Origin of the sequence: Rhizobium sp. M10 (genome assembly GCF_002531955.1) — a bacterium.
GTDB lineage: Bacteria > Pseudomonadota > Alphaproteobacteria > Rhizobiales > Rhizobiaceae > Rhizobium > Rhizobium etli_C.
On sequence record NZ_NWTA01000018.1, the window covers coordinates 177,444 to 187,274 of the forward strand.

Below are 9,831 nucleotides of genomic sequence, written 5' to 3' on the forward strand. Positions count from 1 at the left end.
TCGCGGACTCCTCAATGGCAATTGTGCATAGGCATTCCATTTGCGCAATCTGAAAGATTTTTGCATAAAGGAATGGGAGCGAGGAAAACGACATGGCCCCGGATCAAAAGAAAGGCAGGCGCACGCGCCTCGACGACATCGCCGCCCGGTGCGGCGTATCGATCAGCACCGTGTCGCGGGCGCTCGCCGGTGAAAAGGGCGTAAGACCCGAAATCCGCAAACTGGTGCTGGAAACGGCCAGCGCGGTCAGCTACGCGCTGCCGGCGAGTGTCGCCGGTAAGAAGGTGATGCTCGTCGCCTCCGGCGCGGCGATGATCGATTATGTCCGCAACCAGTTCACCCTCTACGTCCTCGAAGGCCTGAATGCGCGCGCGGCCGCGCTCGGCATCGAGATGGCCATGCGCCCGGTCGCCGACAAGGCGGACGAAGCCCGCGTCATTGCCGAGATGCGCGACGATCCGAGCTTTGGCGGCATGCTGATCCTGACCGTCGACGAGGAGGATATGCTGGCGGCGGCCGCGGGCTTGGGGAAACCGGTCGTGCTGGTCAACACCGACGATCCCTATATGCGGCTTTCGAGTGTGACGCCCTGCAACCGCTCGGCCGCCTTCATCGCTGCCGAGCGGCTGATCGAGGCCGGGCATCGACAGATCCTTTTCATGCTGCGGCCGGGCCGGCGGACGATCGAGCGGCGCCTGGAGGGCTGGCGCGATGCCCTGCTGCATCACGGGCTGAAGGCCGGTGCCGAGCTGGTGCTCGAGGTCGACGACTGGCTGCCGGAACTCGGCGCCGAAGCCATCACCCGTCTCGTCCGCGACCGAGGCCTCACGTTTACCGCCGTCCTGACGGCCGGCGACAGCCTTGCCAATGGCGCCATGCGCGGATTGCAGGCGATGGGATATGCGGTACCACAGGACATTTCCGTCATGGGCATCGACGACCTGCCGCAATCGGCCTTTCTCAATCCGCCGCTGTCGAGCGTGCACATTCCGATGCGCGAACTCGGCGCCACCGCGCTCGATCTGTTGCGCGACATGATGCTCGGCCTTGCCGTACCGCGCCGGCGCGTCGAGCTCGCCTGCCATCTCGTCGAAAGGGGCAGTGTCGCAACCGTCAACCGCTCCCAGGAGGTTGGGCCGCCGTCATGAAATTTTTGGCAATATCCGGAAGCGCCCGTCGAGCCTCGACAAACACCGCCCTCCTCCATGCTCTGCAAGCAGCTGCCGGCCAGACGCATGTGCTTTCGGTCTATGACCGTGTGGGTGAACTTCCGGTGTTTTCGCCCGACCTGGAGCTGGACCCGCCGCCCGCCGTGTCGGCTCTTGCTCAGGCGATCGCGGATGCGGATGGCCTGATCCTGGCGAGCCCCGAGTATATCCGATCAATCCCGGGCGGGCTGAAGAATGCCATCGACTGGCTCGTCTCCCGCAATGAGGTGATCGGCAAACCGATCGTGCTCGCGCATGCGTCGCACCGCGGCGATGACATGCTGGGTCAGCTTCGCGTCGTCCTCGCCACGCTCAGCGACCGATTCAACGAGGAGCTCTTCCTCCGGCTTCCTCTGATGAAGCTATTACCTGATGAGGTTGCAGCGCATCTTTCCGCGCCTCGGCATCAGGAGGAGATGCGCCGGTTCCTCGACGCTTTCGCAAATTATTGCACGCGGACCTGACGTTGTTTTGCGCAGCGGCTAAGGTCCCCGTCACGCTTCCATGAAGCTCGCCTCGAACAGCTCGCGCGCATAGGCATCATGGGTGGTGCCGGCCTGCAGATCCGCCTTGGTGAGTTCATCGACGAAGCCGCCGTTCTTCATGATCAACACCCGGTCGCACATATGGGCGATCACCGCGAGATCGTGGCTGACGAGCAGATAGGTCAATCCCTTTTCCTCGCGCTGATCGGCAAGCAGGTTGAGGATTTCGGCCTGGACGGAGACGTCGAGCGCCGATGTCGGCTCATCCAGCAGCAGGATGGGCGGTGACAGGATCAGCGCCCGGGCGATCGCCACGCGCTGCCGCTGGCCGCCGGAAAGCTCGTGTGGAAACCGGTTTGCAAAGCTTGCCGGCAGTCCCACCTGGATCAGTGCCCTTTCGACCTTCAACCAGATATCGGCATGGCGCATAGCGCGCAGCGGCTCGGCAAGCGCCGTGCCGATGCGATGGCGGGGATGCAAGGATCCGTATGGATCCTGAAACACCATCTGGGCCGACGTCAGTTCCTCGCGGGAGCGCTTCTTGCCGATCGGTTTGCCGCCCAGCTCGATCTGACCGGTCCAACCGGCCTCCATGCCGGCGAGGCAACGCAGCACCGTCGATTTGCCGCAGCCGGATTCGCCGACGATGCCGAGCGTCTCGCCCGGGCTGACCTGAAAGCTGATGCCCCTGACGACATGGTTCCTGTTCTTGCCGGAGGAGAAAACGACATCGAGATCACGCACATTGATCATTGCGCCGCCTCCAGATCGAGTTTCGCCCGGTCGAGAACAGCGAGCCGGCGAACGGGGTTCTTCGGGTCGGGCAGCGCCGATATCAGCCCGCGCGTATAGGGATGGCGCGCCTGTTCGAGACTGGTCAGCGTCTCGACGATGCGGCCGGCATACATGACGATGATGCGCTCGCAGAAGGCCGCGACCATGCGGATATCGTGGCTGATCAAAAGCAGGCCGGAATTGTTCTCGCGCACCAGCTCATCGAGCAGCAGCAGCACGTCCTTTCGCACGCTGACATCGAGCGCCGAGGTCGGTTCGTCGGCGATCACGAGTTTCGGCCGCGCCAGCAGCATCATGGCGATCATCACGCGCTGGCCCATGCCGCCGGAGATCTGATGGGGGTAAAGCCCCATGACCCGGTCGGGATCGGTGATGCGCACGCGCTCGAGCATGGCGCGGACGGCATCCTGAGCCTGATTGCCGCGAAGGCCGAGATGAAGACGGGCGGCTTCGGCGATCTGCTTGCCGATCGACAGCACCGGATTCAGGGAATAACGCGGATCCTGCATGATCAGGGCGATGTCCTTGCCGCGAAGCACGCCCATCTGCCGCTCGGTCTTGGCAAGCAGCGAACTGCCGGCAAGATCCAGGCGCTCTGCGGCGACCACTGCGGCCGGCGGCAGCAGCCGCATGACGGCGCGCCCCGTCGTCGACTTGCCTGAACCGGATTCGCCGACGATGCCGACGCGTTCGCGCCCGACGTCGAAACTGACATTGGAGACGGCGGGCACGGCGCCCCGTCCGAAGCGGACGCTCAGGTTCTTGACCGATAGAACGGAGTGAAGATCACGATCTGGCATTTCACGATCTGGCATGGCGGGGATCCAGAATGTCGCGCAGAGCATCTCCGGCGATGTTGAAGGCAAGGCTGGTCAGCAGGATGGCGATGCCCGGCATGACCGCGACCCACCAGTAATCGAGCATGAACTTGCGACCGTTGGAGATCATCGCGCCCCATTCGGGCGCCGGCGGCTGGGCGCCGAGGCCGAGAAAGCCGAGCGAAGCCGCCGTCAGGATGATGCCCGCCATATTGAGGGTCAGGCGAACGACGACCGATGGGATGCACATGGGCGCGATATAGAGAAGCAGGATGCGCATCGGCGACGCGCCATACAGGCGGGCGGCGACCACATAATCGGCGTTTCGGACGACAAGGGCCTCGGCGCGGGCAAGCCTCGCAATCGGCGGCCACGCGGTGAGCGAGATGGCGATGATCGCCGTGCCGAGGCCGGCGCCGAGGGCGGCGGCAAAGGCGAGCGCCAGAATCAGCGACGGAAAGGAGAGCACGATATCGGTGGCGCGCATCAGAAAGGCATCGGTGTTGCCGCCGAAAAAACCGGCGACGACGCCGATCAGCAGGCCGATCGGGCCGACGATCAGGGACACCGACAGCACCGTCTGGATGGTGATGCGCGTGCCGAAGATCAGCCGGCTTAAAATATCGCGGCCGAATTCGTCGGTGCCGGCAAGATGCGCGAGGCTGGGGGGCTGCAAGGCATCGCCGAGCGACTGGATGGCGGGATCGTAAGGCGCCAGAAGCGGCGCGAAAATCGCGACGATGCAGAGCAGGCCGAGAATGACGAAGCCGGCAAGACCGAGCGGCTCATCGGCCAATTTGCGGCCGGCGCGGCCGAACGAGGCGGCAATGCGGCTCGGCATGCTGGGCGGACGGATCTGGATCTCGCTGTGGATGGCATTGCTCATTGGGCTTGGGCTCATCGGGTCGCCTCCCGCATGCGCGGATCGAGCACGGCGTAGGCGACGTCGGCCAGGAAGTTCAAAAACATGAAGATGAATCCCACGATGATGGTGGCTGCGACGATGGCGTTCATGTCGCCGATCATCAGCGCGTTCGTCATATATTGGCCGATGCCCGGCCAGGAGAAGACGATCTCGGTAACGACAGCGCCTTCGAGCAGCCCGCCATAGGAAATGGCGAGGATGGTGATCAGCTGCACCGCGATATTCGGCAGGACATGGCGCAGCACTGTGCCGGTCGGGCTCACACCCTTGGCGCGGGCGGCGATGACATAATCCTGACTCAGCTGCTCCAGCGTGAAGCTGCGGGTCATGCGGGTGATGTAGGCCATTGCGGCGTAAGCCAGGATGAAGGCCGGCAGGATAATGTGGCCGAGCGCGTTCCAGAAGATTTCCGTCTCGCCCTGCAGCAGGCTGTCGATCAGCAAGAGCCCGGTCTGCGGCGTGACGAGCCCTTCATAAAACACGTCGATCCTGCCTGGCCCGCCGACCCAGTTCAGGCCGGCATAGAAGATCACGAGCCCGACGATGCCGAACCAGAAAACCGGAACGGAGTGGCCGACGAGGGCGACCACGCGCGCGATCTTATCGATCAGGCTGTCGCGAAAAAGGGCTGCGGCAAGCCCGAGCGGCACGCCGACGAAGGTCGAGATGATTACCGCAAGCGTGGCCAGTTCGAAGGTCGCCGGGAAGGCCTGGGCAAGGTCCGCGGAGACAGGATTGCCGGTCAGCGCGGCGGTGCCGAAATCGCCGTGCGCGAGCTGAACGAGATAGAGATAGAACTGCTGGTAGATCGGCAGATCGAGGCCGAGGCGCGCCCGCATCGCCGCATAGGCGGCGGGATCGGCGAGCTCGCCGACGATCGCGCCGACGGGATCCGTCGGCAGGACGCGGCCGATCACGAAGGTGACGCAGAGGAGGATGAACAGGCTGACCAGCAAATGCGCCAGGCGTCGGCCAAATTCGGCTACAGAGAGTTCCTTCATGATCGGCTGCCTCGGGAGTATTACTGCGTTTCAGACTTCGTGACGTTCTCGAGGCGCGTCAGCTGGGTCGGATGCCCGATATAGCCCTCAACCTTGCTCGACAGGACGATCGGCTCGAAGCGTTCGAACATCGGCAGAACCGCCGGCTTCTGTTCGACGAACATCTTCTGCATCTGAACATAGAGCTCGCCGCGCTTCTTCGGATCCGGCTCCATCGAGGCTTTGGCCGTCAAAGCCGTCAGTTCGGGAATGTCCCAGGCCGAACGCCAGACGAAGTTGCCGGCATTGTTGGCTTCCTTCGAATTGTCGGGATTGGACGAAAACTGCTCCATCGAGCCGAGCACATTCGGCATATAGGCGCTGGTCTGCGGGATCAGCAGATCGAAATCCCGGGCGCGGTGGGCGGCGATGATTTCCGAGCCGTTGCCCTGCTGGATGTCGACCTTGATGCCGACCTGGGCAAGTGATGCCTGGATGGCGGTCGCCAGATCGATGCGCGGCGTTTGCGCGATGGTCTTCAGCGTCAGTGAGAAACCGTCCTTGTAACCCGCCTCGGCCAGCAACTGCTTGGACTTTTCGACGTCGAGATGCCAATCGGGGCTCGGGATCGCATATTCGAAATTCTCCGGCACGGGAACGGTTCTCGCCCGCCCATAAGGACCCATGATCGTCTTCTCGATGCCCTTATAGTCGATGCCGTAGGCAATCGCCTCGCGGACCTTCGGGTTGGACAGATACTGGTTGCCGGCATTCATCGACAGCACGTAGAAGCCACCTGTCGGGATGCGCTGGATGGTAAAGCCCTTTTTGTCCTTGAAGGTCGCGAGATCGGCTGCGGTCAGCGCGCTGGCGATATCGATGTCGCCGCGTTCGAGCATAAGCCGCTCGACCTGGCTTTCGGGAACATGGCGAACGATGACGCGCTTCATCTTCGGCGCGCCCGTGACATAGTCCTTGTTGGCATCGAGGATGACGAGTTCGTTCGGCGACCAGCGATTGAGCGTGAACGGGCCGGAGCCTGCCGAATGCGTGCGCATCCAGGCATTGCCGAAGTCGTTATCGGCAACATGCTTCTCAACTTCGACGCTGTCGACGACGCTGGTGGTCGAGGTCGTCAGGCGGTAGAGCAGCATTTCGGCCGTCACCTGCCCGGAAAAATCGATGCGCACGGTCTTGTCGTCGACAGCCGTGACGAGCTTGTCGACATTGGTCTTGTCGTAGCCGATGCGCTTGAGGTTGGCGGCAGCAGCCTGGTCGAGCTTCAGCAGGCGCCCCAGCGAATAGACGACGTCCTTTGACGTCACCGGATTGCCGGAGGCGAAATTGGCCTGGCGCAGGCTGAAAGTGATGCCCTTGTCGTCGACCTTCCAGCTTTCGGCCAGCTGCGGCGCGATCTTGCCATCCGGCGTGCTGTTGACCAGCCGATCGTAGAGGTTCGACATGATCTCGACTGCCTTGCCCTCGGTCGCCTGATGCGGATCGAGCGACAGGACCTGGGCCAGCGATGTGCCGATCACCAGCTGATCCCTCGGCGTGGCGGCATGCGAGAGCGGTGCAGCGATCGTCAGCGCGCCGAAGACGGCGCCGACGAACAGGCCTTTAGAAAAATGTTTCATTGTCACTCCTCCCTGGATTACTATAATAGACATATTATGTCGTCCGTATGTCGTATTATGATTTATCGAAGTCCAAAACGATTTGCAAGAGCCATACGGAAGACCTGAGGCGAAGGAACTGGGGAATAAAGAATGACGACACTCGGCCGTGGGCGGCAAAGACTGGCGCAGCAGGTCATCGATCAGCTGCGGGCACAAATCGAGATGGGGAAATTGCGCGTCGGCGACCAGCTGCCGACCGAGCCGCAGCTCGAATCGACCTTCGGCGTCAGCCGCACCGTGGTGCGCGAGGCCATCGCCGATCTGAGGGCTGCGGGTTTCGTCAGGCCGATCCAAGGCAAAGGCGTTTTCGTCGCGGATCCAAAGGTCCATTCGGCGATGTCATTGACGCCGGTGGAAATCAAAAGCATTCCGGAAACCCTGGAATTGCTGGAGTTTCGCATGGCGACCGAGGGCGAAGCGGCGGCGATTGCCGCCTATCGCCGCACCGCCGAGCAGGAGGCCGCAATCCGCGAGGCCAACCGCAAAATGGCGCAACTCATCGAGAGCGGGCAGCAAACCGTCGAGGCGGATTATGCCTTTCACATGGCGATCGCCGCGGCCACCAACAACCGATTCTATGTCGACGTGCTGCGCCATTTCGGCCCCCGCGCCATTCCCCGCGGCCAGTTTCCGACGCTGCCCGAAGCCAATGACCGCGACTATCTGCAAAAGGTCTATGCCGAACATGTGGAGATCCTCTCGGCGATCGCCGATCAGGATCCGGACCGCGCCCGCCAGGCGATGCGCGCCCATCTGATGGCGAGCCAAAGGCGCTATCGGATGCTCGCGGAGCAGCAATAGGGCTCGACACCCTCCAAAATTCATATTATGTCATATGACATTGTTGAATCTGGAGAGGGTATCTGATGTATCTGGGAACACAGGTGGCGGCGCGCGACGATGATGATTATCGGATCTTCGCGCAATTGGGCGTGAAGCATATCAGCGCCGATCCGCCCGGCAAGCCGAGCAGCTGGACGTTTGCCGACATCGAGCGCCATCGCGACAAGGTCGAAAGCTTCGGCCTGATCCTCGACATGATCCAGCTGCCCCTGCCCTCGCAGCCGATCGAGAAAGCGTCCTATCCCGATATTCTGCTTGCCGGCCCCGAACGCGACCGACAGATCGACGCAGTCTGCAAGATGATCGAGAATGTCGCGGCAGCCGGCATTCCGGCCGTCAAATACAATCTCAACCTGATCGGCATTCCCCGCACGCCGGACGAGCCGGGGCGCGGCGGCTCGATGAATGCGAGCTTCCGCTGGGACAAGACCGACCAGCAGGCAGCACCCGGCCTTGCCGGCGTACTCTCCGAAGACGAAAACTGGGAACGGATCGATTATTTCCTCGAACGGGTCGTGCCTGTCGCCGAAAGCAATCGCGTCCGCCTCGCCTGCCACCCGCACGATCCCTATACGCCGCCCGGCTATCGCGGCGTCACCCGCGTGCTCGGCACGGTGGAAGGTCTGAAGAAGTTCGTGCTGATGCGCGAAAATCCCTATCACGGCCTCAATTTCTGCCAGGGATCGATCGGCGAGATGCTGGATAATCCCGGCGAGGAGATCGACGACGTCATTCGCTGGTTTGGTCAGCGCGACAAGATCTTCAACGTCCACTTCCGCAATATTCGCGGCGGCAAGCTCTCCTTCATGGAAACTTTCCCCGACGAAGGCGACATGGACATGGTTCGCTCCGCTCGGATCTATAAGGAAGTCGGCTTCAAATACATGCTGATGCCCGATCACGTGCCGACCGTCAGCGGCAAGGACCCTTCCGCCACCGCATTCGCCTTTTGCTACGGCTATATCGCCGCACTTCTGCAAGTGCTCGAGAGCGCCTGAGGCGGCCAATTTTCAACACGTAAGGAATAGGACTTGATGATGAACCCGATTGAATTGAAGAAGGCCGTCGGCAGTGGTCTGCTCTCGTTTCCGGTCACCCATTTCGACGACCAGCTGAAATTCGACGAGGCGAAATATCGCCGTCATGTCGAGTGGCTTGCCGGTTATGACGCCGCCGCTTTGTTTGCCGCCGGCGGCACCGGGGAGTTTTTCTCCCTCAACCCGTCCGAGATCCCTCGGGTCGTGCGCGCCGCCAAGGCATCGGCCGGCAATACACCGATCATCTCGGGAACCGGTTACGGCACGTCGCTTGCGATCGAGATCGCACAGGCGGCTGAGAAGGCTGGCGCCGACGGGCTGCTGCTGCTGCCGCCCTATCTGATGTTTGCCGAACAGGCCGGCCTGATCGCCCATGTCAAGGCGGTCTGCCAATCGGTCGGCATCGGCGTCATCGTCTATAACCGCGACAACGCCATCCTGACCGCCGACAGCATCGCGCGCCTTGCGGAGGAATGCCCGAATCTGATCGGCTTCAAGGACGGCGTCGGCGATGTCGACAAGGTCATCGAGATCACCACCCGGCTTGGCGACCGTCTCGTCTATGTCGGCGGCATGCCGACCCATGAGGTTTACGCCCAGGCCTATTTCGCCGCCGGCGTGACCACCTATTCCTCGGCGGTTTTCAATTTCGTCCCTGCCCTCGCCCAGCGCTTTTACGGCGCCTTGCGGACCGGCGACCAGGCGACCGTGGACGAAATCCTCAAGAGCTTCTTCTTCCCCTTCGTCGCCCTGCGCAATCGCAAGAAGGGCTATGCCGTCTCGATCATCAAGGCGGGGCTTCGCGTCCTTGGCCAGAACCCAGGCCCCGTGCGGCCGCCTTTGACGGATCTGACCCAGGAGGAACTGGCGCTGCTGGAGAAGATCGTGCAGGCCAACGGCGTCTCGCGGATTGCGGCGGAGTAATCGCCGACGGCGGACGGCAGGAGTATCTGCCGCGCCCTCTTGATTCCCTCTTCTCCCCTCGGGGAGAAGGTGCCCGTAGGGCGGATGAGAATCTGTGTTGGTTGTCAAGGTGGATTTGGGGTCCAGAGTCGATCCTG

General features: G+C 62.3%; 10 protein-coding genes. 5 read left to right on the forward strand and 5 right to left on the reverse strand.

Annotated features, from left to right (window positions below):
* Positions 1–92 precede the first annotated feature (92 nt).
* Both CO671_RS24220 and CO671_RS24225 read left to right on the forward strand, forming a co-directional pair.
* Positions 93–1,148, forward strand: a complete 1,056-nt coding sequence (locus CO671_RS24220) for a LacI family DNA-binding transcriptional regulator (protein ID WP_097608021.1) — start codon at positions 93–95, stop codon at positions 1,146–1,148.
* A complete protein-coding gene (locus CO671_RS24225) occupies positions 1,145–1,672 on the forward strand; it encodes an NADPH-dependent FMN reductase (RefSeq protein WP_097608022.1) in 528 nt (175 codons plus the stop codon). Before CO671_RS24220 ends, CO671_RS24225 begins: the two co-directional genes overlap by 4 nt.
* A gap of 30 nt (positions 1,673–1,702) precedes the next feature.
* Here CO671_RS24225 and CO671_RS24230 read toward each other — a convergent pair whose 3' ends face one another.
* Genes CO671_RS24230 through CO671_RS24250 form a run of 5 tightly spaced genes read right to left on the reverse strand, consistent with a single transcriptional unit; the run spans position 1,703 to position 6,848 of the window.
* Complete coding sequence (locus CO671_RS24230; protein WP_097608023.1) at positions 1,703–2,446, reverse strand: ABC transporter ATP-binding protein; 744 nt, start codon at positions 2,444–2,446, stop codon at positions 1,703–1,705.
* Positions 2,443–3,288, reverse strand: coding sequence for an ABC transporter ATP-binding protein (locus tag CO671_RS24235; RefSeq protein ID WP_097608039.1), 846 nt, complete (start codon positions 3,286–3,288; stop codon positions 2,443–2,445). Before CO671_RS24235 ends, CO671_RS24230 begins: the two co-directional genes overlap by 4 nt.
* A 1-nt stretch (position 3,289) precedes the next feature.
* Positions 3,290–4,192 carry an ABC transporter permease gene (locus CO671_RS24240; protein ID WP_097608024.1) on the reverse strand — a complete coding sequence of 301 codons (903 nt, stop codon included), beginning with the start codon at positions 4,190–4,192 and terminating at the stop codon, positions 3,290–3,292.
* An 11-nt stretch (positions 4,193–4,203) separates the two neighbouring features.
* Entirely contained in the window at positions 4,204–5,232 is a 1,029-nt protein-coding gene (locus CO671_RS24245) for an ABC transporter permease (RefSeq protein WP_097608025.1), read from the reverse strand.
* 20 nt (positions 5,233–5,252) lie between these two features.
* Positions 5,253–6,848: an ABC transporter substrate-binding protein gene (locus tag CO671_RS24250; RefSeq protein ID WP_097608026.1), complete on the reverse strand. Its 1,596-nt coding sequence runs from the start codon at positions 6,846–6,848 to the stop codon at positions 5,253–5,255.
* 132 nt (positions 6,849–6,980) lie between these two features.
* Here CO671_RS24250 and CO671_RS24255 point away from each other — a divergent pair, with 132 nt between their 5' ends.
* The 3 genes from CO671_RS24255 to kdgD all read left to right on the forward strand — a co-directional run bounded on the left by CO671_RS24255 (position 6,981) and on the right by kdgD (position 9,694).
* The gene (locus CO671_RS24255; RefSeq protein ID WP_097608027.1) at positions 6,981–7,691 is read left to right on the forward strand and encodes a FadR/GntR family transcriptional regulator; all 711 of its coding nucleotides are present in this window, start codon (positions 6,981–6,983) and stop codon (positions 7,689–7,691) included.
* A 65-nt stretch (positions 7,692–7,756) separates the two neighbouring features.
* Positions 7,757–8,731 (forward strand): mannonate dehydratase, encoded by a 975-nt coding sequence (locus CO671_RS24260; RefSeq protein WP_097608028.1) that lies wholly within the window; start codon positions 7,757–7,759, stop codon positions 8,729–8,731.
* 36 nt (positions 8,732–8,767) lie between these two features.
* Positions 8,768–9,694, forward strand: a complete 927-nt coding sequence (gene kdgD / locus CO671_RS24265) for a 5-dehydro-4-deoxyglucarate dehydratase (protein WP_097608029.1) — start codon at positions 8,768–8,770, stop codon at positions 9,692–9,694.
* The last annotated feature ends 137 nt before the right edge of the window (positions 9,695–9,831 follow it).

Bases quoted from the DNA above. Each gene is read 5' to 3' on its own strand.
- CO671_RS24220 (WP_097608021.1), top strand. From the start codon at position 93: ATGGCCCCGGATCAAAAGAAAGGCAGGCGCACGCGCCTCGACGACATC.
- CO671_RS24225 (WP_097608022.1), top strand. From the start codon at position 1,145: ATGAAATTTTTGGCAATATCCGGAAGCGCCCGTCGAGCCTCGACAAAC.
- CO671_RS24230 (WP_097608023.1), bottom strand. From the start codon at position 2,446: ATGATCAATGTGCGTGATCTCGATGTCGTTTTCTCCTCCGGCAAGAAC.
- CO671_RS24235 (WP_097608039.1), bottom strand. From the start codon at position 3,288: ATGCCAGATCGTGATCTTCACTCCGTTCTATCGGTCAAGAACCTGAGC.
- CO671_RS24240 (WP_097608024.1), bottom strand. From the start codon at position 4,192: ATGAGCAATGCCATCCACAGCGAGATCCAGATCCGTCCGCCCAGCATG.
- CO671_RS24245 (WP_097608025.1), bottom strand. From the start codon at position 5,232: ATGAAGGAACTCTCTGTAGCCGAATTTGGCCGACGCCTGGCGCATTTG.
- CO671_RS24250 (WP_097608026.1), bottom strand. From the start codon at position 6,848: ATGAAACATTTTTCTAAAGGCCTGTTCGTCGGCGCCGTCTTCGGCGCG.
- CO671_RS24255 (WP_097608027.1), top strand. From the start codon at position 6,981: ATGACGACACTCGGCCGTGGGCGGCAAAGACTGGCGCAGCAGGTCATC.
- CO671_RS24260 (WP_097608028.1), top strand. From the start codon at position 7,757: ATGTATCTGGGAACACAGGTGGCGGCGCGCGACGATGATGATTATCGG.
- kdgD (WP_097608029.1), top strand. From the start codon at position 8,768: ATGATGAACCCGATTGAATTGAAGAAGGCCGTCGGCAGTGGTCTGCTC.